The organism is Mycobacterium florentinum (assembly GCF_010730355.1).
Classification (GTDB): Bacteria; Actinomycetota; Actinomycetes; order Mycobacteriales; family Mycobacteriaceae; genus Mycobacterium; species Mycobacterium florentinum.
In genome coordinates, this window is sequence record NZ_AP022576.1 from 3,452,277 (window position 1) to 3,475,220 (window position 22,944).

A 22,944-nucleotide genomic window follows, 5' to 3' on the forward strand; every position below is an offset into this window, starting at 1 on the left:
GCATTCATCCGCCGAGGTTGCCGTGGGGGTCGTGATTCATGCAGAGCAGCAGCCTCCGAGGCGATGTCGACCAAATCGCCGATGTCGACCGGACCATCCTGGACACCGCGCGAGCGGTCTTCGAGACCTACGGTGTGCGCCGGGCGAACATCGAGGACGTCGCCGCCCGGGCCGGGGTCAGCCGCAGCACCATCTACCGGCGTTTTCCCACCAAGGACGACCTGGTCGAACGGGTAGTGCGCCACGAGGGTGAACTTTTCTTCGCCACCCTGGACCGTGCCACCGCGGGCTGCACTCCGGGCGAAGCGGTGATCGAGGCGTTCACGCTGGGCGTGCGCCTGGTCCAGGACTCACCGCTGTACTCCCGCATCGTGGAAAGCGAACCCGAGCTGTTCGGCCTCTTCTCCCGGTCGCACGTCTTCCCGATCAGCCAGTTCGCCGACGGAATCGCGCACACCCTGCGCAGATGCGGGGCCGACATTCCCGAGGCCGACCTGGCCAACATCGCCGATGTCCTGCTGCGCGTGGCATTGGGCATCATCGTCTTCCCCACCGACCGGCTCGACATCTCCGATCACGCCGCTGTCCGGCGGTACGCCGCCCGCTATCTGGTGCCCATCATCGGCGACTTGTCGTAGCCCTGCATTAGCCTGGTGTCGTGGCGCCGGTTCCGCGGACCCGGTACGCCAGTTGCGGCGAGATCGACATCGCCTATCAGGTTTTTGGCGATGGCCCGATCGACTTGCTGGTGCTGCCGGGCCCACTCATTCCGATTGACTGTGTCGACAGCGAGCCGTCGATGTATCGCTTTCATCGACGGCTGGCGTCCTTCAGCCGCGTGATCCGGTTCGACCAACGCGGGATCGGCATGTCGTCGCGGGTTCCGTCGCTGGACATGATCGGGCCCAGGTCCTGGGCGCAGGATGCGATCGCCGTGATGGACGCGGCCGGGTGCGAGCGAGCGACGGTCTTCGCCCCGGGTTTCACCTCGTTGGCCGGGCTGGTGATGGCCGCCGAATTCCCCGAGCGAGTCAACAACCTGGTGATCTTCAACGGCGCGGCCAGGACGCTGCGCGGTCCCGACTATCCGATCGGCAGCGACGAGGTCGAGGCCGAGCCGTACACGACGGTGGGGGTCGAACCGGACGCCGTCGAGCAGGGCTTCGACATGCTGGGCATCATCGCCCCCTCGGTCGCCACCGACGACGCGTTCCGCGCGTGGTGGGACCACGCCGGCAACCGGGCCGCATCCCCGAGCATGGCGCGCGTGGTCATCGAGACCATCCGGCGCTCCGACGTGCGCGACATCCTGCCCCGCATCACCACGCCGACGCTGATCCTGCATCGCGACAATTCGGAGTTCAGCCCGATCGGCCACGCGCATTACATGGCCGAGCACATCGCCGGGTCGCGCTTCGTCGAGCTCCCGGGCGAAGATTCCCTCTACTGGACCGGCAACACCGCGCTGATGCTCGACGAGATCGAGGAGTTCATCACCGGCCTGCGCGGCGGCTCGGACGCCGAACGCCTGCTGACCACGATCGTGTTCACCGACATCGTCAGCTCCACCGAGCGGGCCGCGCTGCTCGGCGACGACCGCTGGCGCGATCTGCTGGACAACCACGACGCCATCGTGCGCCAGGAATTGCAGCGCTTCTCCGGCCGCGAAGTCAACACGGCCGGAGACGGATTCGTCGCCACCTTCAGCAGCCCGAGCTCGGCGATCGCGTGCGCCGACGCGATCGTCGACGCGGTCCGGGTGCTCGGCATCGAGGTGCGCGTCGGCATCCACGCGGGTGAAGTGGAGGTTCGCGGCGGCGCCGTGAAAGACATCGCCGGCATGGCCGTGCACATCGGCGCCCGGGTCGCCGCCCAGGCCGGCCCCAGCGAGGTCTTGGTGTCGTCGACGCTGCGCGACATCGTCACCGGATCGCGGCACAGGTTCACCGACCGCGGCGAGAGCGCGCTCAAGGGCGTGCCCGGCGCGTGGCGGTTGTACGCCCTGGTGAGCGAGCGCGCGGTCGTCAAGCGTTAACCAAGGCCACATTCTCGGCGGGTCGGGGTGTCGTGGCGTCGCGCGTAGGCTGCGTTGGGGGCCTGTCAGCGTCGCGGCTCCCGGATTTCGGCGTACAGCTTGACATTTGATCGAAGGAGTACGCATGACCGACGTGCACGTCTCGCTTCCGCCCGCGCTGCGCCGGGCGCTGCAGCTGCTGACGGATCCCCCGGCGGAGCCGGACGCCGGCAAGGGTTATCTGGATCTGCTCCGCGACGAATCGGGGGATGTCCCGAAGAACACCGGCCCAATCCAGGCCGCGTGGGCATCGCCCATCGGCTCAATGCTTTACGACAACGCGCAGGCTTTCTCGCGCCGGTTGATCGCCGCGCTGCAACACCCCGCCGAGTGGCTGGACATCCCGCCGGGCGGAACCGTGTTGGACGTCGGATCCGGCCCGGGCACCGTTACCGCGTCCCTGGCACGCGCCGCGGGCAAGGACGGACTCGCCCTGGGCATCGACATCTCCGAGGCGATGCTGGCCCGCGCCGTGCGCAACGAGGCTGGCCCGCACGTCGGCTTCATACGTGCTGACGCACAACGACTTCCGCTGCGCGACGACACCGTCGACGCCGTGGTCTCGATGGCGGTGCTGCAATTGGTTCCGGATCCGGCCGCTGCCCTGGCCGAGATGGCGCGGGTGCTGCGATCCGGCGGACGGCTGGCCATCATGGTCCCGACCGCGGGGCGTGCCGCGTGGGCGTGGCGGCTGGTGCCCAACATCGGGGCGCATGTGTTCGGCGAGGACGAAATCGGCGACATCCTGGAAGACAACGGGTTCGTCAGCGTGCGGGTGAAAAACATCGGCACGTTCCAGTGGGTGCGGGCCAAAAAGGGTTGAGCGTCAGTCGTGTTTGAACGCCGGGTGACCGCGAACGAGTAGCGGCAACAACGACTCGGGCGGCGCGATCCGGAAGAACGACGACGCGATCCGGTTGACCCAGCCGGGGACGACGACGGCCTTGCCGGCCGCCAGCCCGTCGATTCCGGCCTGCGCGACCTTGTCGGCGGGAATCCACATGATCCGCGGCAGGGCGGCTTCGGCTTCCTCCTTGTCGAAGCCCGCCGCTTCGCCGAATCCGGTGTCCACCGGTCCCGGACACAGCGCGGTCGCGGTCACGCCGGTGCCGCGCAGTTCGCCGCGCAAGCTGTGGGTGTAGGACAACACGAACGCCTTGGCACCGCCGTACGCCGCCTGCCCCGGCAGCGGCCCGAATGCGGCCACCGACGCGACGTTCAGCACCGCGCCCCGCCGCCGCTCGACCATGCCGGGCAGGAATCTGCTGCACAGATCGACCACGGCGGCCACGTCCACCTCGACGAGGTTAACTTCTTTCTCGGGAACAGATTTCGCGACGAGCCCGAGCGTCGAGAGCCCGGCGTTGTTGATCAGGATGTCCGGGCTCAGGCCCAGGGCGGCCACGCGGTCCGCCAGACTCGCCCGCGCCGACCGATCGGACAGGTCGGCGGACAGCGGGTGCGCGGTGGGACCCAGGCGTTGGGCGAGCTCGGCGAGACGGTCGGCGCTGCGGGCCACCAGCACGACCTGATAGCCGCGCCGCGACAGAATCCCGGCGAACTGTTCACCGATGCCCGAAGAAGCGCCGGTGACGATCGCGGCGCGATCGTTTCCCGGTGGCGGAAGGGGCATGCCGTACTCCTACTCGAAGCGCTGGGCTTGCATCGCGAGCTTGTCCATCGACTCGCGCAGCATCTCGGGCGTCGTCGAACGCGCCTTCTCCAGCCGGGTGGCGTCGGTCAGCGCGGTGAAGTCGTAGGTGTGGGTGACGTTGGTCAGGGTGGAGTTGACCTCGCTGAGCTCCCAGCGCCACAGGTGGCCGGGCGGCTTCTTGCCGGGTTCGGCTGGTTGCCAAGCGATCTTGACGCCTTCGATGAATTCCACGACGTGGTTCTCCCGCACGGCTCCGTTGGTCAGCGTCGTCTTGAACACGTCACCGACCGCGCGGACGCGCTGCCCGGGCACCGACGAGGCCAGGTTGTTGTTGCCGTCCCAACTGGGCTGGCTGGAGGGCTCGGCGATCAGTTCGAAGATTCGCTCGGCGCTGGCCGAGATGAAACGCGTGGCGCTGACAATGCCTTCGGGATCCGTATCGGCCATGGGCCAATCCAAACACGTCGCACACGCCGATGGGGGCCGGCGTCCTGCCGACCCCCAAAGCGGCTGACGATCAGTGCGCGCCGACCAAGTCGGCCGGGGCCGACAGCGCCGCCTTGGCCTGGCGGCTGTGCTCGTCGGCCAGCACCTCGACAGCACCGCCTCGGACGCCGTCGACGATTTGCCGTGCGACGTCGCGCGGGTCGTTCTTCGGCACGTCGAACGCGGTGGTCATGTCGGTCGCGGTGTAGCTCAGGTGGACCGAGGTGACCAGCGTGCCCTGTTGCTCCAGCTCGATGCGCAGCGAGTTGGTCAGCGACCAGATGGCGGCCTTGGAGTCACCGTAGCCGCCGAAGCCGCCCACCCATGACAAGACGGAGCTGATGTCCACCAGTGCTCCGCCACCGTTGTCGGCCAGGATCGGGGCGAACGCCTGGGCCACTCGAAGAGCACCGAAGTAGTTGGTCTCGAAGACGTCCCGAACCTCTTCGATGTCGCTGGCCAGCAGCTTGGGTGCACCGAGGACGCCGGCGTTGTTGATCACGATGTCGGCATCCGCCGCCACAATCGCCAGCGCCGCAACGGAATCCGCCTTGGTGACGTCCAGCGCCACACTCACGACACGGGGATCGGCGCTGGGCTTGGGTGTGCGGGCCGTCGCATAGACCTTGGCCGCGCCCCGGCTCAAAAACTCGTCCACGATCGCCTTGCCGAGTCCGCGCTGTCCGCCCGTGACCACGACCGTCGCTCCCTTGATGTTGACCATGATCCGTACTCCTTGACTGAGGTGAACTACTTTTACTTCTGTCAGGCTAATTGCTGACAGAGACATAGTCAAGTAGGATTTGCTTATGTCTACATGGCCTGCGTCACACCGCTTCGATCTCGCGACGGCGCCCGGCGGTCTGGGGTTTGTGCACGATTTCCTGAACACGGTCCATGAGCCCGACCTGCTCGCCGACACCGCGCTCGCGCGGGACTGGTTGGCCGACGCGGTGGGGACGTGGGCGGAGCTGCGCGGCCTTCCCGCCGAGCCGCCCGCCGTGACGGACGCGGACCTACCAAAACTTCGCGCCTTGCGCGCCTCGATCGCGCGGCTGGTGCGCGGAGAAGCGGACGCCGGGCCGGGTACGGCGACGATTTCCGCGTCGTTCGCGATGTCCGAGACGGGCGAGGTCCGGCTGGAGCCCGTCGGCAGTGGCTGGCGCTGGCTGGCCTCGGCGCTCTGGGGGGAGATCTTGCTCAGCCAGCAGGCGGGAACCTGGCGACGACTGAAGCAATGCCACAACCACCCGTGTGAGTCGACCTTTTACGACCGCTCGAAGAACAACAGTGGCGTCTGGTGCAACGTGAAGACGTGCGGCAATGTCGCCAACCTGCGGGCCTCGCGGGCGCGCCGGCGTGAACGTGAGCGCGCCGCGCAGGACGACCGGCTCAGCCCAGCGCCGGGAGCAGGCGCAGCAGCACCCGAGCCGAACTGATCGCGACCTCCTCGACGAAGAGGTTGAAATCGACGCCGGAGTCGGTGCCGGCCAGGTCGGATAGCGCGCGGATCACCAGCCAGGGAATCCCGAATGCCTCGCAGACCTGGGCCAGCGCGCCGCCCTCCATTTCGATGGCCAGGCCGCCGAGTTCGTCGTGCAACCGGGTGCGGCTGGATTCGCAGTGCAGATACTGATCGCCGGTCAGGACGGTGCCGTAGCTGATCCGCGGCGGCGTGCCGGTGCCGCCCGCCGCCGCGGCCAGCGCCGGCAAGGTGAATCCCTCGAGACGGTGTTTGACGCGATCGAGCAGTTCGGGTTCGACCGGGTAGCCGAAGCGGTCGGTCGGGTTGATGAACGGGACATGCCCCGGCTGATAGGGCGCCAACCGCTCGTCCTCGATGATCCCGAAGTCGTGCTGCACGACCCGGTCGGCGATCACGATGTCACCGATGTGCAACCGCGGATCCAGTCCGCCCGCCACTCCGGTGAAAACGATTGTGTGGCAATGAAATCGGTCGGCCAGCAACGTTGCCACCAGCCCCGTGTTCACCTTGCCCATGCCGGCCGCGGCCAGCACCACCCGGTATGCGTCGAGTTCGCCGGTATCGAAGGTGGTCTGCGCGATCTGTTCGCGCTGGGCTCCCGACAGAACGCTGCGCAGATACGCCCACTCTTGCGGGATTGCACAAATGACGCCGATCGTCACCGCGATTCGCTCGCGTGCAAGTCGCACTCCAATCACCGGCCACTGACGCTGGCACCGCCGGCGATTCTATCGACCCGGTCAGCGGGTCAGCAGCGCTCCGCACCCTTGCGCATGACGCGAGAGTCGTCTCCCCGGCCGCGCCACGTGCTCTTGCGCACCAGGTTCAGCGCGTCACAGGCGCGCGCTTTGATGGGGGCCACTACGTCGATGTTGGTAGCGCTCTGGTTGATCAAGGTCTGCAGTGTTGCCATAGTCTCGACCGCTCCTCCGTCAGCCTCGTCGGCCGACTCGTCAATTTCACCGCGCCTGTTTTACAAGTGTGCAGCAGGCGGGTAAACGCAGTGCTAATGCGGTTTGTGTCGTGGCGCACATTCCGGGGCGTTCCGTTCCGCTCGTCACGCTCTGCGAACCGCTCCGACCAGCACTGATCCGGTCGGCGCCCGCAGAAGTCGGGTCGCCAGTCGGCATCCACGGCATCGTGGAGCCCGGCGACACGCGGTTTGATTCACGCTGGCGAAAATGATGCTGCCACAAGGGAAATCCGCTACGCCCAACGCTGGGCAAGTCCAGTCTGCCACATGTGCCGGCGATGCGTCGCGGACGGAATGTTAGGTTGCCTATATGTCTGACGAGATGCTCTGCATTGACTACCGGCGGCTCGAATCGGTCTATGGTCCGCTGGCCCAGTCAATCCGCCGGCTCGTCGACCTCAGCATCCGCACCGAAGCCGACCCAGAGACAGTGGCATCCGCAAAGGCCAAAATCGACAGTGCCGCAGACGAATTGAGCGCCTCGGCGCGGCCCGGACCCTTCGGTGTGCAGGTGACGCCCGACGGCCAGACCATCGCGTGGGGCAACGCGGTGATCGGTCTGCGCAACCCGGTCGCCCCGCCCCTGGTGATCCACCACGAACCGGACGGATTGGTGTGGTCGGAGTTCACTCTCGGCGCGGCCTACGAAGGCCCGCCGGACCACGCGCACGGCGGGGTGTCTGCCCTGATCCTCGACCACGTGCTGGGTGCGACGGCCCACAAGCTGGATCGGCCCGTCTACACCGGCACCCTGACCCTGCGTTACCGGCGCCGTACCGCGCTGGGCCGTCCCCTGCGGGCCGAGGCACACATCGAACGCACCGAAGGCGTCAAGACGTTCTCCGTCGGTCATATCGCCGACGAGGACGGCGTCACGGTGGCTGCCGAGGGCATTTTCATCAGCCCGAAGACGTAAACGTCACGTCGTCATGGCGGCCCGCTCGACGTCGAGCAGCTGCTCGCCGCGTCGCTCCTCGTCGTAGGCCTTGCGGCCGCCGCGTGCGCCGAACAGTCGCTTGGAGACCACCAGGTAGATCACCGCGAGGATGTTGATGCTGAAAGTGACCAGGCGGGTCATCGTGATGCCCTTGGCCAGGTCGTGGATCTCCAGCGGCAGGAACACCGCGGTGGCGATCACCGCGAAATACTCACCCCAGCGCTTGAGCAACCACAGGCCGACAGCTTCGAGCACCTCGATCAATGCGTAGGCGGTCAGCATCAGCGTCAGCAGCGCCAGCGTGGAAGGCTTGGCGGCCAGCGCCTTTTCGAGCTCGTGCACGATCGTCATCTGGTCGACCTTGAACCCGGCGGCGCGAAAGATGGGCAGGTCGCGATCGAGGGTGGCCTGGATGGATCCCCGCGCGCCGCGGAATGTCCACACCGCGTACGCCGCGAGCGCGATCACCACGGCCCGGAAGACGCGTTCGACCGCGAGCGCACGAATGATGATGGCTTGCCGTAAAGCCTTGCCGCGCATGATCATCGGGGCGTCTTCGGCGTGGCCGCGGCCGTGCGGTGCGCCGACGACGAATTCCCCGCAGCGCAGGCACCGCCACACTTCGCCGAGTCCGGTGGTGCCGCTGAGCCGGTCGGCGAGTCCCTGCTCTTCCGGCGCGTAGGTGACGTGACCCGCTAGCGCGCAGCTGACGAGCTCCCACCGGTTGATGCCGCGTTCTTTGCGCATGGCCGATCATTCAACGCGGGCAGCAAATGACGCAAGAGGGCGCGCGGGTTTCAGAGCCGCGGCCGGCTACGCGGGCGCAGCGGCCGCGGGCTCGCCGCGCCCAGCAGTCCGGTGAGCTCGGCGACGGCGATCTCGTCGATCTGGTCGACGGCGGTGACGATGTCGGCGCGCAGCGCGTCGTCGCAGAACGGTTCGGCGAGCCAGCCGAACTTGTCCACCACCCGGTCCCACGTCATCGGCCGGGTCGGCGATCCCTCGTAATCGCTTTCCTCGCGGCTGAATTCCCGTCCGTCGCTGGTGCGGACATGCACTCGCGTCGCGGTACGTTGCGGGTAGTCGGCGGTCAGGTCGGCCGCGGCGACCACGTCGACGCGCGCCAGCAACTCCTGCACGTCGTCGCGCAGCACACGTTCATTCTCCAGCTGCTCGGGACCCACTCCGCCGTCGAGCAGCGCGACCGCGCTGAGGTACTTGAGGTTGTAGTCGGCCTGTTCCTTGGTCCGCGGATGATCTTTGTCGCCGTAGGCTCCCCCACCGGCGATGTCGTAGGCGGTATGAAAAACCTCGATCCGCACCCGCGCGACGTCGTCGCCGCGCAGACCGTTGTCCGTCCGAATCGCCAACAGCGCGTCGATGATGGCCTGTCCGTGGATCAGTGCACAATATTGCTTGAGATAGGTCTGCTCGACCGATCGGAGTCCGCGGTCGGCGGTGTCGAAATCGATTGGCTGATCGAAGAGTTGGACCAGTCCGTTGGGGCCTTCGAACAAGGACTTGGGCCCGGTGATCCCACGACCGGCCAATATCGTCGTGTACACCGCACGCATGCCGGTGATCGCCGGCGAGATGCCTTTCCAGTTCGACACCGGCTCGGTGTGGACCGCGGCGAGGGAGACATTGTCGGCCGCGGCCGCCGCGATCGCGTGGGCGGTACGCTCGGCGTCCAGGCCAAGCAACTTCGCCGATCCGGCCGCGACCGACATCGCCAGTTGCAGCGCATGGTTGAGGCCGCGCGCCATCACGGGAACCTGTGCACTGAAACGACATTGGACTTCGTAGGCGACCGCGAGAGCGAGCAGGAAATCGGCTCCGGTGGCGTTGACGTGTTCGGCCACCGCCAGGACGGCGCCGAAGTTGTCGGCCGGGTGGCACAGGCCGCCCACGGTCAGGTAGGTGTCGAGCAGGTCGGGATAGCGCACCAGCACCGCGTTGAAGAACGCGGCCTGGTCCACCGAGGCACGGCCGCCACCGATGAGCGTCGCCGAGGCGCGGCCGCTGAACTCTTCGGTGTGCGCGCGGATCGTGGCGATGAGTTCGCCGTCCAGCGAACCGACGGCGCAGGCGATGCTGTCGAGCACGTTGCGTTTGAGCAATGCCCGTGGGTGCTCGCTCAGATCCGACGGCCCGGCACCGACGACGAAGCCGGCAAGATCGTCCACAACATAGTGATGCGCCATCGCTTTTCGCCTCCCCCGCCGCCTACGAGCTTAGGCTCGGCGGCGGACGCCGCTGCGCTCCTCGAGGTCCACGACCGGCGGATGCCGCTGGGCTTCGCTGATCGCCGTGGTCTCCGCGGTGAGCTTGTTGCCGATCACCTGGATCTGCCGGGCGCTCAGCGGCGACAGCGGATGCACGCCAACCATCAGGGCGACGTGGCCGCGGTGGTCGAAAACCGGCGCGGCGACGGTCGCGACGGGTTGTTTGCGGCGACCGGGGTTGTCATCGGACAGAAAGCCGATGGTGGTGAACTCGACCAGCAGCTGGTCGAGAATGTGACGCACCGGAGTCGGCATCTCGTTGCTGTCCAGCGTGCCGACTACCTGGACGGCCTGGGCCAGCGCGGGCGTTGTCCAGTCGACGTCGAACCCGCGCTCGCGGGTGCGCGCCAGGACGTGTTCCAGGCGCTGGATCCGATCGGCATTGCTGCCCGTGCCGCGGCGTATCCACGCGCGCTGTTCTTCGTCGGTGTCCCAGGCGGCGAACGCGACGCCGAACGGCGGCGTGTACGGGATGCGATCGCCGGGTATTCCCGCGGGCTGGGTGGCGGGATCGTCCTCAAAAGCGGTGACTACCAACGAATCGCCGAACCGCTCGACTACCGAGCCGGCGTAGCCGACCTCGCGGGAAAGTCGCACCGCCGCGGACCGTGCGGCGTGCGCCAACGGCCGGGCCGTGTCCATCCGCGCCGCCACCGGGGCCAGGGCCGGGCCCAGCGAGAAGGTCTTCGCGACGGGGTCCCGGCTCGCCCAGCCGCGATCGCACAGCGTCTTGAGGATCGCGTGCACCGTCCCCTGCGTCAGGTCGAGCTCGCGCACGATGTCGGAGAAGCGCATTCGCGTGTTTCCGGACCGCGCCAGCAACTCGACAACGTCGAGTACCCGCGCGGTCGGCGCCGAGGTGGATCCGCGAATGGCTTGACTCCTTTGAGACCGGGTTCCTACAGTTATAGCGAACATTCGACAGAATTACTCGATTATTCGAGAAATTGAGGCAGACGCGTTGCGCGCTGTGGTTTTGAGAGACGGTCGGCTCACGGTCCGCGAGACAGCCGACCCCGAGCCCGGGACGGGCGAGCTGCTGCTGCGCACGCTGAGCACCGCGATCTGCGCCTCGGACGTGCACTTCATGGACCACCCCGAACTCGCCATCGACGATCCGACCGGCCGTTCGTTGTACGACACGGATCGCGACATCGTGCTCGGTCACGAATTCGTCGGCGAGGTCATCGGACATGGACCCGGCTGCTCGGATCAGTTCGCCGTGGGCACCCGGGTGACCTCGATCCCGATACGCCTGGTCGACGGCGGCGCGGGCGGAGTGCGGATCATCGGCCAGCACCCCGAGGCGCCGGGGAGTTTCGGTGAGCTGCTGGTGATTTCGGAGGCGGCGGCCAAAGCCGTCTCCGGTGACATTGCCAGCGACGCCGTCGCGTTGGTCGATGCCTTCGCGGTGGGCGAGTTCTATGTGAGGTCGGCCGATATCCAACCGGGCGAGATCGCCATCGTCATCGGCGCGGGGGCGATCGGCCTCTCGGCCGTTGCCGCCTTGGCGTCCCGCGGCATCGAACCGATCATCGTGGCGGACTACAAGTCCGATCGGCGCGAGCTGGCCCGGGACCACTTCGGCGCGCACGTCGTCGTCGATCCCGCACAGAGATCGCCGTTCGACGCATTCCGAGACGTCCGGGCCGACCGCGGATTGCCCGGCCCCGCCGTCGTATTCGAATGCGTCGGTGCCGCCGGTCTGATCCAGAACATCGTCGAATCCGCCGAAATGCTGACTCGCATCTACTGTGCGGGCGGCTGGTACACCGGGGACACCCTCGACATCACCACCGCGACCCGCCAAGGCGTCACAATCCAATTCGGCGGCGGACCGCACCCGCAGGACTGGTACGGGACGCTCGATGCCATCGCCTCGGGACAGCTCGATCCGCTCCCCAGTGTCGGCAAGGTCATCGGCCTCGATGAGGTTCCCGACGCACTCGATCTCGCCCGGCGATCCGACGGGCCGCCGCGCATCGTGGTCCACCCGAACGGAGACATCGCATGACCGAACAAGACGACCGTCAGGACATCTCCGATCTGCTGGTGCGCTACGCCACCGGAATCGACAGTCGCGACTGGCCCCTGTTCCGCACCGTGTTCACCGACGATTGCGAACTCGACTACGGCGAAATCGGCACCTGGCATGGTGTGGACGAAGTCACCGACTTCATGGACAAGACGCACGCGATGGCGGGCCATACCCTGCACCGCTTGTCCAATCAGGCCATCACCCTCGATGGCGACAAAGCCACCGCCCGAACCTACATCGACGCGGTAATCATGTTCGGCGACAACCAGTCCGGGGTCAACGCGTGGGGCTTCTACGACGACGTGATCGTCCGGACGCCGGACGGCTGGCGCATTGCGCGACGCCAGTTCACCCAGGTTCGCGTCGCGACGTTCGGCCAGTAAGAGGAGCGAAAACATGACGTTCGCAACCAAGTACGGCCCGTGGGCGCTGGTGGCCGGCGCCTCCGACGGCTTAGGTGCTGCCTTCGCCACCGGACTCGCCGAGCGCGGCGTCAACGTCGTGCTGCTGTCCCGGCGGCAGTCCGTGCTCGATCAGGTTGCGGCCCAGATCGAATCACAGACTGGCACCCAAACCCGTACACTCGCTGTCGATCTCGCGCGACCGGACGCGGCAACCGTCATCGCCGAAGCCACCGGCGACCTGGAGATCGGCTTCCTGGTGTATTGCGCGGGCGCCGACCCGAATTACCAGCATTTTCTTGATACTTCGATCGAGACCGCCGAAGCGATGGTGCAGCGCAACTGCATGGTGCCGATGCAGCTATGCCACCACTTCGCCCCCGCAATGGTCGAGCGAGGCAACGGCGGCATCGTCATCTTCTCCTCCGGTGCCGCTTTGGCCGGAAGCCCCAACATGGTCGCGTACAGCGCCTCCAAGGCGTTCGACATGGTCTTCACCGAGGCGCTGTGGGCCGAGCTGCACGACAAGGGCGTCGACGTACTCGGTCTGATGCTGGGCAAGACCAACACACCCGCACTGCGCGAACTCGAATACAGCCGCGGCCAGATCGGTTCGCCCGACGAGGTACCGGCCGGCGCAATCTCGGTGGACGAAGTCATTGCCGAGGCGTTCGAGAACCTGACCAACGGGCCGACCTGGATGGCCGGCGACATGATGCGCGCCGGCGCACAAATGATCGCGTCCCTCACCCGGAATCAGGCGGTCGAACTGTTCACCCAGGCCGCGGCCGCGGCGATGGGGCCGGATCACTAACCGCCCGGCCGACGTCGGGGATCCGCCGGGCATCGGTCGGAGCCCCGGACTCCAGCTATGCGCCGCCGTGCATGTTGACGTGCCGCGGTTGCCTTGCCGACCCACCGGACGGGTGCCCGAACCGCTCCCCAGGCCGGCAGAGTCCCCGCAAGACCCCTAGATCGGTTTGCCACAATCTGAAGTTAGTTGAGCCTAAATTTCGAGATTGAGTGCTCTGGCCAGCAAATATAGGAGCCTAAACGGCTTCGCTTGGCATAGTCATAACGTTGCTGGACATGGCTGAAGCGGGTAGCTTTGGCGAGCAGGTCAAGCCACGGCCGCGAGCCAAGTAGCCATTCATGATCGGCACCCAGAGTGAAGGATGACGATGCTCGCCACTGACAGGGCCATCGCCTGGACTCCGACGGCGGCGTCACGCTGGCCGCGGCGCACCCTCTTGCGTTCGGCACTGATCACCGCGACGTTCATCGCGCCCGCGGTGATGGTCCGAGTCATGGGCCTGCATCCGGACCCGGTTGCCGCCCTGCTGATCTTCGGCGCCGCGGTCGTGTCGGCCAGCTTCCTGCTGGCGTGGGCCGCCGAGGCGGCGCAGATCGACGTTTCCGGCGGGCTCGCGATCGCGGTGCTCGCCCTGGTCGCGGTGCTGCCCGAATACGCGGTGGACCTCTACTACGCGTTCGTATCGGGCCATAACGCCGAGTACACGCAGTACGCGGCGGCCAACATGACCGGATCCAATCGACTGTTGATGGGCCTGGGATGGCCGGTCGTGGTGCTGGTCAGCGTCGTGGCCGCGCGGCGGGCCGGCGCCGGCAAGATCACCGGCTTGACGCTGGAGCCCGCCAATCGCGTCGAACTCGGGTTCCTGCTGATCGCCGGAGTGGTGGCGTTCGCGATACCGGGCGGCGGCGAAATCCACCTCGGACTGGGGTTGGCCCTGCTGGCCTGGTTCGGTTTCTACCTGTACAAGGTCAGCCACGGCGACGTCGAGGAGCCCGACCTGGTCGGTACCGCCGCCGCTCTGGGTGAACTATCGGACCGGACCCGCCGCATCGTCGTGGTCAGCCTGTTCACGGTGTCCGGAGCGGTAATCCTGCTGTGCGCCAAGCCATTTGCGGACAATCTGGTCGCGGCCGGTACCGAGCTGGGCATCGACCGGTTCCTGCTGGTGCAGTGGCTGGCGCCGTTGGCCTCGGAGGCGCCCGAGTTCATCATCGCGACCATCTTCGCCACCCGCGGCAAGGGCACCGCGGCCATCGCCACGCTGATCTCGTCCAAGGTCAACCAGTGGACGCTGCTGATCGGGTCGCTGCCGGTCGCCCACATGCTCGGTGGCGGCGGCTTATCCCTGGAGCTCGACTCCCGCCAGATCGAAGAAGTCCTGCTCACGGCCTGCCAAACCCTGATGGGTGTCGCGATGATCCTGGCGCTGCGCTTCCGCCGGGCGGCCGCCTGGACGCTGCTGGGATTGTTCGTCGTTCAGTTCCCGCTGACCTCGACCCCGGAGCGACTCATCCTGTGCGGCATCTACGCCGTGATCGCGATCGTCGCCCTAGTCGTCAACCGCCGCCACCTCGCGGCCACCCTGCAGGCACCGTTCGTCGGGACCGCGGTCCGGCACGCCGGCCATCCGCACCACCCGGTAGAGGAGTCGGCGCTCCCGAGGTAGCGGGGTTTAGCAACGCGTCAATACCGCGCCTACGTCCGGCAAGCCGCCTATTCTTAACGACTGGGGTGGTACGGCCTGGATGGGTGGTGCTCACGTGACGACGTCGACAGTGGCGTGCCCGTCATGCGGCGCGGAATTACGTGCCACCGCCAAGTTCTGCGACGAGTGCGGTTCGCCAACCAAGACTCCGTACACGGCAGCGGAGTACAAGCAGGTGACTGTGCTGTTCGCCGATGTCGTGCATTCAATGGACCTCGCTGCAGCGGTGGGTGCCGAACGACTGCGCGAGATCATGGGTGCGCTGGCGCCGAGCACTTCAAAGCCGCGGACGAGCTACACGCGGCCTTCGACTGGCACATGCGCGCGGGGACGTGGTTGACCCATCGCAATATCACTGCCGCACGGGCGAGTTGGCGGCATGCACGCGATGTCGCGGACCGACTACCCGACGGCGACAGTGACCGCACCGCCATGCGGATCGCGCCGCGAACACTGCTGTGCGCCAGCGCTTGGCTCGCCGGTGGCAGTGTGGCCGACATCGGGTTCGACGAATTACGTGATCTAGCGAGCGACGCCGGTGACAAGGTCTCACTCACCATGGGTATGGCGGGTTGGGTGTCGGCACTGGTAACCCACGCCCAGGTCGACGAAGCATCGCGGTTGGCGACCGAGCTCACCGGGCTGCTCGAGTCCATCGGAGACCCGACGCTTGTTCTCGGGTTGCTTTACAGCCCCGTCGCAGCCAAATACATGCACGCCGAGATGACCGAAACCGAACGCCTTGCCCAACTGATGATCGACCTTGCCGATGGCGATGCCACCAAGGGCAATCTGATCATCGGCTCTCCACTGACGGGGGCGATTTTGCTGCGCGGCTGTGCGCGGAGCCTGCTTGGGAAATCCGGCTGGAGGGCCGACGTCGATCAGGCCGTGACGATGGTTCGTGCGTTCGACCCGACGTTGTTTGGAATGGCCCTGCTTTTCAAACACACCCTGATCACTGTCGGGGCATTGCTGCCGGACGTCTCGGCCGTTGACGAGACGTCCGAATTGATGGAAATTGCGGAGAGGTTCGGCGACAACCTCACGCTAGCCCGCGCCCAGTATGTGCGGGGCATTGCGCTGACCACCTTCTTCGGGCCCGGCCGCGACGACGCTTACGCGCTCCTCGTATCGGCTCGGGAAGCCGCCAGACAGGAGCGCTTCACGATGGTGGCAGGCGAATTGGTGAACCTCTATTTCGCCACGGAGTTGGCGCGTGCCGGCGATCTCGACGGCGCCATCGAAGGTTCGCGAACCGTCGTCGAGACCGAATACGACTGCGGCGACATGTTGTTGCGCGGCGTTTCCGTTTCGGTCCTCGTGGGTGGCCTATTAGGTAGGGGCCGTCCGGCGGACCTCGAAGAGGCGCAAGCTGCCATCGAACGATTAGCAGCTGTCCCGACCGAACCCGGATTCGTCGTAAACGAGCTGTGGCTGCTGCCGATGCGCGCCCGGGAGGCGCAAGCCCGCGGTGACGAATCGGCCTATCGCGACTATCGGGACCGCTATCGTGCGAGAGCGAATGCGCTTGGCTTCGAAGGACATATCGCCTGGGCGCAGGCAATGGAATAGCCCGGCGCTGCACACCATCGGCCGCCGTATACCGTCCAGGTATGAATCGAGTGTCGGTGATCACAGGCGGCGCCGGTGGCATGGGTCTGGCCACGGCCAAAATCGTCGGGCGCGACCACGCCCTAGTTCTCTGCGATGTCAGGCAGGAACGGCTGGACGACGCGGCCGCAACCCTGAAAGAGCTCGGGATGGATCCCACCGTCGTCAACTGCGATGTGACCGATCGGGACGCGGTCACGGAGTTGTTCGACAACGCGAGCAACCTCGGGACACTGACCTCGGTCATCCACACCGCGGGGGTGAGCCCGAGTATGGGTTCCGCCGACTATGTGATGCGGACCAATGCGGTCGGCACCGTCAACGTCAACGAGGTGTTCTACGCGACCGCCGGCGAAGGTTCCGTGATCGTCAACGTGGCATCGATGGCGGCCCACATGTTGCCCGCGGAAATGATTCCGACGGCACGATTCCCGCTGGCGCTCGAGGACAGCGGTGCCTTCGCGGACGCGATGGTGGCCGTGTGCGACATCGCCCCGGAGGAGGCCCGCTCGGGTCTCGCGTACGCGTTGAGCAAGAGCTTCGTGAAGTGGTACAGCCAGTCGCAGGCCGAGCGATTCAATGCGCGCGGATTGCGGATCGTCTCCGTTTCTCCGGGGTCCATCGACACCGAGATGGGCCGGCTCGAGGAGCAGGCCGGCGCCGGCGCGATGGTGGCCAACGCCGCGGTCCCGCGCTGGGGCAAGCCGGAGGAGATGGCCGAGCTGCTCGCCTTCTGTGCCAGTGACAAGGCGGGCTACCTCTCCGGCACCGACATCCTCAACGACGGCGGCGTGATCGCCTCGATGACCGAGCGGTCCAGGCTAGCCGAGGGCGGCTAGACCAGGTAGTAGAAGCTTGTGAGCTCGGGCGCGATCGGAGGCGGTTCCCTCAGGTTCAGGTCAGCCAGCTCGCTGTGGGCGTAGCGCACCGCCTTGAGCGTCGCCGAGAAATCCTCGTCCTCTTCGGGGAAGACATGCTCTGCGGCGAACCAACTTTGGAACCCGACATTGTTCAGCACCGCGAGGGTGTCGGGACGCACGCCGGCCAGTAGCACGGTGACGCCGCGTGCGGTCTCTTCCCGCAGGAAGTGCTCGATGCGCTCGATGCATACGACGTCGGGGTGGCGCACCCGTTTGAGCCGCAACACCACGAACTTGATGTCGTCATCCGCGATCCGCTTGCTGATCTCGGCCAGGTGGCGATCCAATTCCGGTGCGGCGCCGAAGAACAGCTCACCTTCCAAGTCATAGATGACGACCAACGGGTCGGCATTTTCGCCTGAAATGCGCTCGCGTACAACGCGTTCGGGCGTGACTATGAGTTCCCGGGCCTTCAGCTTGGCGGCCCGCGGCACGAACAACAGGATCGACAGCACCACACCGAGCAGGACCGATTTGTCGAGATCGACCGCCACACCGGTGAACGCGGTAACGATCACCAGGCCCGCGTCGTAGCGCGACGCCTTGACGGTGTAGATCAGGCGCTTGAAGTCGACCAGCCGCACCGCAGTGACCAACAGCAGGCCCGCGAGTGCCGGCTGCGGCACGTAGCGCAAGAGCGGAGCGAACAACAGCAGCGCGCCGGCAACCGTTGCGGCCGAGACGATCCCGGAGAATCGCGTTTTGGCCCCGGACTGAAAATTGATCGCCGACCGTGACAGCGAGCCCGAGCCAGGCAGGCTCTGGAAGAAGCCGCCGGCCAGGTTGGCGAGGCCTTCGGCCATGATCTGCCGGTTGTAGTCGATCTTCTGCTGGGTTTGGTACGCAATGGCTTTGGCGATCGACAACGCCTCGATGATGCCGACGAAGGCGATCGCCAGCGCGCCGGTGGAAAGGTGCGGCAGGAATTCGGTGTGGACTTCGGGGACATGCGCGCTGGGTAGGCTGCGCGGGATCTTGGCCGCCACGGACACCGCGGTATGGCCGCCGGCCCCCGGAATCGACCATCCCGCGAGGTAGGCGATCACCGAGGTGATGATCAGCACCGCAAGCATGTCGATCTGCGGCCAGCCGTACCGCCGCACCAGCTTGCGCAGGACAACCGCCAAAAGCACTGCCGCCGTGCTCAATACCACGGCGCGGTAGTTGACGTGATCGCCGTGCGACAGGGTCAGCCACACCCGGTGCAACACCTGCATGTGCCCGTTGCCCTTGTCGCGCACGCCCAGGGCATTGCCGAGCTGGCCGACGGCCAGCAGAAATGCGGCGGCCGCCATGAAACCGATGATGACCGACTCGGAAATGTAGCGGGTCAGGTTGCCCAGCTTGAACAAGCTGATCACGATCTGAAACACGCCGACCAGGACGGCCAGCAGGAACAGGCCTTCGAACAGTTGGGTGCTGTTCTCCGAATCGATGAAGGCGAGCGCGGTGAACACCAGCAGCGATATGGCGCTGGTCGGCCCGTTGATCAGATGCGAGGACGACCCGAAAATCGAGGCGACGATCGTGACGACGATCGCCGAGTACACCCCGAACCGGGGATCGACCCCGGCGATCAGCGCATAGGCCATCGCCTGCGGAAAGGAGATGGCGGCGACGGTCAGGCCGGCAACGACGTCATGCCGGCCTTTCACCGAGTCATAGTTCAGCGCGAAACCCACCTTGGCCACGTCTTTCCGCTAGGTTCCCGACGCCGCGGCGGGCGGCGCCGAGATCGTGTCGAGGATTCCGTTGTTGCCGAAGAACTGCTCGCGCGCATCGCTCCAGTCCTTGGCGATCTCAGCGATTCCGAACAGCGCGAGCGGAGGCAGCCGGTCCGCGTGTTTGGCGAGGATCCCCGGCTTGAACGGTCGATAGCCGAATTGCGCGGCCTGCTCCTGGCCGGCATCGGTGAACAGATACTCCAGATACGCCTTGGCGTAGGTCGCGGTGTTGGGCTCGGTGATGTTCGCGTCGACCCAGGCCACCGCCGGCTCGGCCAGGATGCTGACCGGCGGATAGACGAGCTCGAGATCGTCGGAATTCGCGGCGACCTCGCGCAGCGCTTCGTTCTCCCACGTCAACTGCACGTCACCGATCTTGGAAAGAGTGAAACTGTCGCCCGCGCTGCGCGCACCGGCGTCGGATACCGCGACGTGCTGCAGCAGCGACTTCACGTAAGTCTTCGCCTGGGCCGCGGTGCCGCCACGAGTGGTCACCGAACCCCATGCCGCCAGCACGCTCAACTGACCGTTGCCGGAGCTGCGCGGGTTCGGTGACACCACGGACACACCGGCATTGACCAAGTCGGGCCAATCACGAATGCCCTTGGGATTGCCCTTGCGGACGACGAAGACGACGGTCGATGTGTACGGCACCGAATTGTTCGGCAGGCGCTGCCGCCAGTCGGGCGCGATGAGTCCGTGCTTGCTCAACGTCTGGATGTCGCTGATCAACGCCAGCGACACCACGCTCGCCTTCTGGGTGCCGTCGAGGACACTCCTGACTTGGCGGCCCGAACCGCCGTGTGACTCCTTGATGTCCAGGGTGACACCGGTCTGCGTCCGATACTGCGGGATGAACGCCTTATCGATCGCCGCATACAGCTCGCGCGTGGGGTCATAGGAGACGTTCAGGATTTGGTTGGATCCCGCCTGCGGGACGTTCTTGACCACGAGGGCGGTCGCGGCGAACACGATTGCCAGCACGCCAATGACGTTGAGCCAGCTAATGTGCGGAAGGAAATGCTTCAGCGTCGGACGCGGTTTCAACATCCAGGCGTCCTCTCAAAACAATCTCCAGACGATGCGCCTGGCACCCAGCATTTTCGGCGATGTTAACCAAAAGGCCACGTCATGACAGCGTTGAGAATCAGTCTGACGCTAAATGCGCGCGCTACGTATGCTGAGCAGATGCCGCAGCGGGCGTTGCGTGACCGCCTGATCGATCTCGAAGTTCCGGCCGAGGATGCGGCCCGCGGCCGGGCGCTGCGTAAGACGGTTCCACGGCGTTCGCTCGCGCAGCTGACTCCCTCGGCGCGGTCCGCGACGGAGATTCTCGTCGCCCAAAATGCCGGGCGGATAAGCGAACTCGTCCCCCTGCGGTTCGCACGAATGCTCGCCGACCCGTTCGCCTTCTACCGAGGTTCGGCGGCGGTGATGGCCGCCGATCTCGCCGCGAGCCCGACCAGCGGGATCGAAATCATGTGCTGCGGCGACGCGCACGTCTCCAACTTCGGCTTGTACGCCGCCCCGCACCGCTCGATCGTCTTCGACCTGAACGACTTCGACGAGGCCGCGGTGGCTCCGGCCGAGTGGGACGCCAAGCGCTTGATCACCAGTGCGGTGATCGGGGGCCGTCACGCCGGCTACCCGGCCAAGGCGATTCGCCGCTGTGTCGAACAGGCGCTCGTGCGCTATCAGCGCAGCCTGGAGTCGATGCTCGAGGAGATGGACGTTCTGGAGCGGTACTACCTGCGGGTGGAACCCGAGCACTACACCGGGACGGTCTCCAAGGGTCTGCAGGCGGTGATCCAGAAGACGATCTCCCGGGCCCGTAGCCGGACATCGGCCCGAGTCTTCAAGCAGATCACCGAGATTGGGCCCGACGGTACTCCGCGCCTGCGGGAAGCACCCCCGGTCTTGCAGCACGTCGACGAGGACGTCGAAGCCTTCCTGGTGGCATCGATCCAGGAGTACCTGGCCGCGGTGCCGGCGGATATCGCGCTGCTGCTGTCGCACTTCCGGGTCACCGATGTCGCACTACGGGTGGTTGGGGTCGGCAGCGTCGGTACGCGTTGCTACCTGGTCATCCTGGTGGGCCCGAACGACACGCCATTGATCCTGCAGATCAAGGAGGCCACTCGGTCGGTGCTCGACGAATACGGCGGCTGGCGCCAGCCCGAGAGCCTGACCACGGCGATCGAGGCCAACGGCCAGGGGGTGCGCGTGACCGACGGCCAGCAGATCCTGCAGGCCATGTCGGATGTGTTCCTTGGATCGACTCGCAAGGACGGCCGCGACTACTACGTTCGTCAGTTCCACGACATGAAGGGCACCATCGAGACCGAAGGCATGTCGCCTGCCACCTTCTCCGACTACGTCAGCGCGTGCGCCGTGCTGCTGGCGCGGGCGCATTCCCAAAGCGCGAATGCCTCGATCCTGCGCGGGTATGTCGGCACCAGCGACGCGGTGCACGAAGCGGTCGCCGAATGGTCATACGCGTACGCGGACAAGTCCCTCGACGACTTCCATCAACTGCGCGCGGCGGCCGACGCCGGCGACATCGAGGTTGCCGAGGATCCCGCGCGCTAGCGCCTACTGCCGAAGGTCGATCACGAGTTGTAGGTCTTCGGCACAGATTTGGACGACACCGCTAAACGCCGAATCGGTCGCGGCAACGCATTCGCGGGCGGCGGCGACGCGGACACTCGCCGAATCCGGATCCGTCTCACCGAGGGTCAGTCCCGCCTCGAGCTCACCGATCGCGTCGTGCACCGGCGGGGGAATCGACCCGCTGACGGTGAAGGCCGTCGTCACGGCGCGCGCCAGGTACAGCAGCGAGCCGGCGAGCACGGCCACCTGCGCGGCTTGCCGCTCCGCACCTCGAACGGCGTCGCGCGCGGGCCAGCGCCGAGGCGCGATCCACGCGAGATGACGAGCGTGAGTGCGCGCCTTGGCGAGTACCTCCAGCCGCTCGTGCAGCCGATCGACGGCCGCGTACTGCCAGCCCGACGGGATCGCCGCAGCGCCGCCGATCCGGTCCTCGGTCTCGGCGAGCAGGTCGCTCAGGGCGGCGAAGACGCCGACCCGGGCGCCGCGCAGCGCGGCGCGCGGATTGGGCGGGAACAGCAGGATGCTCAACACGAGCGCCACACCGCCACCGATCAGCGCCTCCTGAAGGCGTTGAAAAACACTGTCGGTGCCGACCGACAACGCCATCACCAGGATCGCGGACCCAGCGGCCTGATTGGCGAAGGTCAAGTCCCGCGCCAGGATCCCCTGCCCGAGCAGCACCGCCACGCAGAACACGGCAAACACCGTGGCGGCCATGGCAATCCACTCGGTGCCGAACAGTTGCACCACCGTGGAGCCGAGGCAGATCCCCAGCGCCACACCGACAATGTTCTGGACCGCCCGTTGGGCTTGAAACACAGTGCTCGCCGACACGCACACCGCCGCGGCGATCGGTGCGAAGAAGGGGTCCGGGTGGCCCAGCACGTCATGGGCGATGTACCACGCCACCCCCGCGGCCACCGACGCCTCGGCGATCGCCCACAGCACATCGCGCAAACGTTGAACGGCCGCCACGCCGCTGTCTATGGTCCTGGTAAGCGAAGCAGTCCTCACGTTTGCCTACCCCAGCACAACCAGCGAGTTCACGGAAGGCCGAATGTCGATGCGAAGCCGCGCGGCGATCCTCTACGAGTACGGCCGTCCCTGGTCGGTGGAGGAGTTCGAGCTGGATCCGCCTCGGGCCGGTGAGGTTTTGGGGCGGCCGGCCGCCACCGGGCTCTGCCACTCCGATGAACACATCCGGCAGGGCAGGCTGGCCA

General features: G+C 66.4%; 24 protein-coding genes and 1 pseudogene. 14 read left to right on the plus strand and 11 right to left on the minus strand.

The genetic code is table 11. The features are described from left to right. Positions 1–38 precede the first annotated feature (38 nt). The 3 genes from G6N55_RS16350 (at position 39) to G6N55_RS16360 (ending at position 2,897) form a co-directional block, all read left to right on the plus strand. The gene (locus tag G6N55_RS16350) at positions 39–638 is read left to right on the plus strand and encodes a TetR/AcrR family transcriptional regulator (RefSeq protein WP_085222314.1); all 600 of its coding nucleotides are present in this window, start codon (positions 39–41) and stop codon (positions 636–638) included. A gap of 20 nt (positions 639–658) precedes the next feature. Beyond that, the gene (locus G6N55_RS16355; protein WP_085222313.1) at positions 659–2,035 is read left to right on the plus strand and encodes an adenylate/guanylate cyclase domain-containing protein; all 1,377 of its coding nucleotides are present in this window, start codon (positions 659–661) and stop codon (positions 2,033–2,035) included. Between the two features lie 124 nt (positions 2,036–2,159). Next, complete coding sequence (locus tag G6N55_RS16360; RefSeq protein ID WP_085222312.1) at positions 2,160–2,897, plus strand: methyltransferase domain-containing protein; 738 nt, start codon at positions 2,160–2,162, stop codon at positions 2,895–2,897. Positions 2,898–2,900: 3 nt separating this feature from the next. Here the strand turns inward: G6N55_RS16360 and G6N55_RS16365 are convergent, their stop codons facing one another. From G6N55_RS16365 to G6N55_RS16375, 3 genes are all read right to left on the minus strand, one after another. Further along, positions 2,901–3,707 (minus strand): SDR family NAD(P)-dependent oxidoreductase, encoded by an 807-nt coding sequence (locus tag G6N55_RS16365; protein WP_085222311.1) that lies wholly within the window; start codon positions 3,705–3,707, stop codon positions 2,901–2,903. Between the two features lie 9 nt (positions 3,708–3,716). Next, a complete protein-coding gene (locus G6N55_RS16370; RefSeq protein ID WP_085222310.1) occupies positions 3,717–4,175 on the minus strand; it encodes an SRPBCC family protein in 459 nt (152 codons plus the stop codon). A gap of 70 nt (positions 4,176–4,245) precedes the next feature. Further along, positions 4,246–4,938 (minus strand): SDR family oxidoreductase, encoded by a 693-nt coding sequence (locus G6N55_RS16375; protein WP_085222309.1) that lies wholly within the window; start codon positions 4,936–4,938, stop codon positions 4,246–4,248. Between the two features lie 85 nt (positions 4,939–5,023). On the opposite strand from G6N55_RS16375, the gene G6N55_RS16380 reads away from it, so the two are divergent. Further along, positions 5,024–5,653: a CGNR zinc finger domain-containing protein gene (locus tag G6N55_RS16380; protein WP_085222308.1), complete on the plus strand. Its 630-nt coding sequence runs from the start codon at positions 5,024–5,026 to the stop codon at positions 5,651–5,653. Here G6N55_RS16380 and G6N55_RS16385 read toward each other — a convergent pair. Together G6N55_RS16385 and G6N55_RS29400 are read right to left on the minus strand one after the other, a co-directional pair. After that, on the minus strand, positions 5,607–6,368 hold the full coding sequence (locus tag G6N55_RS16385) for a 5'-methylthioadenosine/adenosylhomocysteine nucleosidase (protein WP_139826889.1): 762 nt from the start codon (positions 6,366–6,368) through the stop codon (positions 5,607–5,609). The genes G6N55_RS16380 and G6N55_RS16385 overlap by 47 nt on opposite strands. A gap of 80 nt (positions 6,369–6,448) precedes the next feature. Continuing rightward, positions 6,449–6,613 carry a hypothetical protein gene (locus G6N55_RS29400; RefSeq protein ID WP_169718495.1) on the minus strand — a complete coding sequence of 55 codons (165 nt, stop codon included), beginning with the start codon at positions 6,611–6,613 and terminating at the stop codon, positions 6,449–6,451. A gap of 370 nt (positions 6,614–6,983) precedes the next feature. Between G6N55_RS29400 and G6N55_RS16390 the strand changes: the two genes are divergently transcribed. Then, complete coding sequence (locus tag G6N55_RS16390; RefSeq protein ID WP_085222307.1) at positions 6,984–7,589, plus strand: PaaI family thioesterase; 606 nt, start codon at positions 6,984–6,986, stop codon at positions 7,587–7,589. Between the two features lie 3 nt (positions 7,590–7,592). Here G6N55_RS16390 and G6N55_RS16395 read toward each other — a convergent pair whose 3' ends face one another. Genes G6N55_RS16395 through G6N55_RS16405 form a run of 3 tightly spaced genes read right to left on the minus strand, consistent with a single transcriptional unit; the run spans position 7,593 to position 10,768 of the window. After that, positions 7,593–8,357: a DUF2127 domain-containing protein gene (locus tag G6N55_RS16395; RefSeq protein ID WP_085222306.1), complete on the minus strand. Its 765-nt coding sequence runs from the start codon at positions 8,355–8,357 to the stop codon at positions 7,593–7,595. A gap of 50 nt (positions 8,358–8,407) precedes the next feature. Next, the gene (locus G6N55_RS16400) at positions 8,408–9,796 is read right to left on the minus strand and encodes an MmgE/PrpD family protein (protein WP_085222305.1); all 1,389 of its coding nucleotides are present in this window, start codon (positions 9,794–9,796) and stop codon (positions 8,408–8,410) included. Between the two features lie 48 nt (positions 9,797–9,844). Beyond that, complete coding sequence (locus G6N55_RS16405; RefSeq protein WP_264002039.1) at positions 9,845–10,768, minus strand: IclR family transcriptional regulator; 924 nt, start codon at positions 10,766–10,768, stop codon at positions 9,845–9,847. Positions 10,769–10,865: 97 nt separating this feature from the next. On the opposite strand from G6N55_RS16405, the gene G6N55_RS16410 reads away from it, so the two are divergent. The 7 genes from G6N55_RS16410 (at position 10,866) to G6N55_RS16440 (ending at position 17,309) form a co-directional block, all read left to right on the plus strand. Beyond that, a complete protein-coding gene (locus G6N55_RS16410) occupies positions 10,866–11,909 on the plus strand; it encodes a zinc-binding dehydrogenase (RefSeq protein ID WP_085222303.1) in 1,044 nt (347 codons plus the stop codon). Continuing rightward, on the plus strand, positions 11,906–12,316 hold the full coding sequence (locus tag G6N55_RS16415; protein ID WP_085222302.1) for a nuclear transport factor 2 family protein: 411 nt from the start codon (positions 11,906–11,908) through the stop codon (positions 12,314–12,316). Before G6N55_RS16410 ends, G6N55_RS16415 begins: the two co-directional genes overlap by 4 nt. Before the next feature lie 13 nt (positions 12,317–12,329). Then, positions 12,330–13,148 (plus strand): SDR family NAD(P)-dependent oxidoreductase, encoded by an 819-nt coding sequence (locus G6N55_RS16420; protein ID WP_085222301.1) that lies wholly within the window; start codon positions 12,330–12,332, stop codon positions 13,146–13,148. Positions 13,149–13,515: 367 nt separating this feature from the next. After that, positions 13,516–14,817, plus strand: coding sequence for a sodium/calcium exchanger protein (locus tag G6N55_RS16425; RefSeq protein WP_232078765.1), 1,302 nt, complete (start codon positions 13,516–13,518; stop codon positions 14,815–14,817). Between the two features lie 79 nt (positions 14,818–14,896). After that, positions 14,897–15,196: a zinc-ribbon domain-containing protein gene (locus G6N55_RS30365; RefSeq protein ID WP_085222299.1), complete on the plus strand. Its 300-nt coding sequence runs from the start codon at positions 14,897–14,899 to the stop codon at positions 15,194–15,196. Next, on the plus strand, positions 15,193–16,431 hold the full coding sequence (locus tag G6N55_RS16435; protein WP_139826851.1) for a hypothetical protein: 1,239 nt from the start codon (positions 15,193–15,195) through the stop codon (positions 16,429–16,431). The genes G6N55_RS30365 and G6N55_RS16435 overlap by 4 nt, the downstream gene beginning before the upstream one ends. Before the next feature lie 41 nt (positions 16,432–16,472). After that, on the plus strand, positions 16,473–17,309 hold the full coding sequence (locus G6N55_RS16440; protein WP_085222297.1) for an SDR family oxidoreductase: 837 nt from the start codon (positions 16,473–16,475) through the stop codon (positions 17,307–17,309). On the opposite strand, the gene G6N55_RS16445 is transcribed toward G6N55_RS16440, so the two are convergent. Further along, the gene (locus G6N55_RS16445) at positions 17,306–19,072 is read right to left on the minus strand and encodes a SulP family inorganic anion transporter (RefSeq protein WP_085222974.1); all 1,767 of its coding nucleotides are present in this window, start codon (positions 19,070–19,072) and stop codon (positions 17,306–17,308) included. The two genes, G6N55_RS16440 and G6N55_RS16445, sit on opposite strands and share 4 nt — an antisense overlap. A gap of 18 nt (positions 19,073–19,090) precedes the next feature. After that, positions 19,091–20,164: a sulfate ABC transporter substrate-binding protein gene (locus tag G6N55_RS16450; RefSeq protein WP_085222296.1), complete on the minus strand. Its 1,074-nt coding sequence runs from the start codon at positions 20,162–20,164 to the stop codon at positions 19,091–19,093. A gap of 138 nt (positions 20,165–20,302) precedes the next feature. Between G6N55_RS16450 and G6N55_RS16455 the strand changes: the two genes are divergently transcribed. Further along, positions 20,303–21,703: a DUF2252 domain-containing protein gene (locus G6N55_RS16455; protein ID WP_085222295.1), complete on the plus strand. Its 1,401-nt coding sequence runs from the start codon at positions 20,303–20,305 to the stop codon at positions 21,701–21,703. A 3-nt stretch (positions 21,704–21,706) separates the two neighbouring features. On the opposite strand, the gene G6N55_RS16460 is transcribed toward G6N55_RS16455, so the two are convergent. After that, positions 21,707–22,699: an FUSC family protein gene (locus tag G6N55_RS16460; RefSeq protein WP_163667356.1), complete on the minus strand. Its 993-nt coding sequence runs from the start codon at positions 22,697–22,699 to the stop codon at positions 21,707–21,709. A gap of 88 nt (positions 22,700–22,787) precedes the next feature. Here G6N55_RS16460 and G6N55_RS16465 point away from each other — a divergent pair. Beyond that, positions 22,788–22,943: pseudogene (locus G6N55_RS16465) on the plus strand (alcohol dehydrogenase); the annotation flags it as partial. Between the last annotated feature and the right edge of the window lies 1 nt (position 22,944).

Coding starts and splice junctions, on each gene's coding strand:
- G6N55_RS16450 (WP_085222296.1), bottom strand. CDS start 20,164: ATGTTGAAACCGCGTCCGACGCTGAAGCATTTCCTTCCGCACATTAGC.
- G6N55_RS16360 (WP_085222312.1), top strand. CDS start 2,160: ATGACCGACGTGCACGTCTCGCTTCCGCCCGCGCTGCGCCGGGCGCTG.
- G6N55_RS16375 (WP_085222309.1), bottom strand. CDS start 4,938: ATGGTCAACATCAAGGGAGCGACGGTCGTGGTCACGGGCGGACAGCGC.
- G6N55_RS16370 (WP_085222310.1), bottom strand. CDS start 4,175: ATGGCCGATACGGATCCCGAAGGCATTGTCAGCGCCACGCGTTTCATC.
- G6N55_RS16365 (WP_085222311.1), bottom strand. CDS start 3,707: ATGCCCCTTCCGCCACCGGGAAACGATCGCGCCGCGATCGTCACCGGC.
- G6N55_RS30365 (WP_085222299.1), top strand. CDS start 14,897: ATGGGTGGTGCTCACGTGACGACGTCGACAGTGGCGTGCCCGTCATGC.
- G6N55_RS29400 (WP_169718495.1), bottom strand. CDS start 6,613: ATGGCAACACTGCAGACCTTGATCAACCAGAGCGCTACCAACATCGAC.
- G6N55_RS16425 (WP_232078765.1), top strand. CDS start 13,516: ATGCTCGCCACTGACAGGGCCATCGCCTGGACTCCGACGGCGGCGTCA.
- G6N55_RS16380 (WP_085222308.1), top strand. CDS start 5,024: ATGTCTACATGGCCTGCGTCACACCGCTTCGATCTCGCGACGGCGCCC.
- G6N55_RS16440 (WP_085222297.1), top strand. CDS start 16,473: ATGAATCGAGTGTCGGTGATCACAGGCGGCGCCGGTGGCATGGGTCTG.
- G6N55_RS16350 (WP_085222314.1), top strand. CDS start 39: ATGCAGAGCAGCAGCCTCCGAGGCGATGTCGACCAAATCGCCGATGTC.
- G6N55_RS16395 (WP_085222306.1), bottom strand. CDS start 8,357: ATGCGCAAAGAACGCGGCATCAACCGGTGGGAGCTCGTCAGCTGCGCG.
- G6N55_RS16420 (WP_085222301.1), top strand. CDS start 12,330: ATGACGTTCGCAACCAAGTACGGCCCGTGGGCGCTGGTGGCCGGCGCC.
- G6N55_RS16390 (WP_085222307.1), top strand. CDS start 6,984: ATGTCTGACGAGATGCTCTGCATTGACTACCGGCGGCTCGAATCGGTC.
- G6N55_RS16455 (WP_085222295.1), top strand. CDS start 20,303: ATGCCGCAGCGGGCGTTGCGTGACCGCCTGATCGATCTCGAAGTTCCG.
- G6N55_RS16415 (WP_085222302.1), top strand. CDS start 11,906: ATGACCGAACAAGACGACCGTCAGGACATCTCCGATCTGCTGGTGCGC.